The sequence below is a fragment of the Roseibacillus persicicus genome (genome assembly GCF_014651675.1).
Lineage (GTDB): Bacteria > Verrucomicrobiota > Verrucomicrobiia > Verrucomicrobiales > Akkermansiaceae > Roseibacillus > Roseibacillus persicicus.
Genome location: NZ_BMXI01000058.1, coordinates 1 through 1212 on the forward strand (window position 1 = coordinate 1; position 1212 = coordinate 1212).

General features: G+C 49.6%; 1 protein-coding gene. It reads right to left on the minus strand.

Annotated features, from left to right (window positions below):
• Positions 1 to 728 precede the first annotated feature (728 nt).
• Positions 729 to 1055: a hypothetical protein gene (locus IE099_RS20580; protein ID WP_189574726.1), complete on the minus strand. Its 327-nt coding sequence runs from the start codon at positions 1053 to 1055 to the stop codon at positions 729 to 731.
• Between the last annotated feature and the right edge of the window lie 157 nt (positions 1056 to 1212).

Consider the following 1212-nt stretch of genomic DNA (forward strand, 5'->3'; position numbering starts at 1 on the left):
ACGCCGAACTCGCCGACCGCGCAAAACCTCGTTGCAAAGCATCCGTCACCGCGAACTCGCCATTCAAAACAATGCAAAGTCCGCAATGCTTACATTGGATAACGTTCTAGCACACCCAATCCGACCGACTCAGCGCACTTTCACTGGTTCTATCACGTTCCTTCCTCCAGTCAATCTCCGACTCGCCAGCGCGGTCGGATTTGTGGTGCTGCGCATTGTTCGGTATCTTTTCCGGTCCGAAGCGTCGACTCTGGCCATGCCAGGGATTCCATTGCGGCTCAGTCTCTAATCGGCGCTAAGGGGCTAGTTTCCTTATCTTTCGAATCTTCGAGAATCCTTCTATCAATCGTATCAAGGAAGCAATCGCGACTCCGGCAGCTAAACCCTCCAACCAACGAGAAAAAGCAACCGTTGATACCGCCTCAATCACGAAAAACGCAATGCTCAACAGTAGCAGGACACCGTGAGCAAAAATGGTTCTATTCTCACGTCCTACCATGTCCTGCCGATATGTCGCGGAGGTAGCGAGTCGTTCATTCTCCTCCTCAACTATAATACGCGTAAACATTTTAAACCGAACGTTCCAGCCCTGCCAAACCGTTCGTTCAGCGAGCCTTCACTACTTCTACAGCCTACAAATATGCTGTCAATTGCAAACTCGCCAGCGCGAACGGGTTTGGCAGCGGCGCATTGTTCGGCTCAGGTTGAGTTTAGTCCTCGAAAACCCACTACCAGCCCATTTTCTTTTTAACGTCGTTTAGTTTCCGCTGATGCTCAGAACTCCGCTTTCTTGGCTCTGTCAATTGCTCATTATGAGTTTCAACAGTGCGTTCAATCCATCCCCTCTGAAGGTAACTCTTCTTGAGAATATCCGCCGCAAAGATGGGCAGAAGCAGCCATGAAATCCCAAACGTGAATATCGCTACGATAACAGCGAATATTGCTGCCATCCATGCTCCTTTATAGGCTAGATAGAAACAGCCGAATAGTAAGGTGTAGAACCATGCTCCATCGACCTCTTCTACGTATCCATTAGTAGGGTTCTCGAATTCCATCTTCATGTTGATAAGACGACAGTGGTTATGATTCTAGTCGATTTTCAGCCGAACGTTCAAGCACACCCAATCCGACCGACTCAGCGCGCTTTGAATACTTCTACCACGTCCCCTCCTCCAATCAACCACCAACTCGCCAGCGCGGTCGGATTTGTGG

Bases quoted from the DNA above. Each gene is read 5' to 3' on its own strand.
- IE099_RS20580 (WP_189574726.1), bottom strand. From the start codon at position 1,055: ATGGAATTCGAGAACCCTACTAATGGATACGTAGAAGAGGTCGATGGA.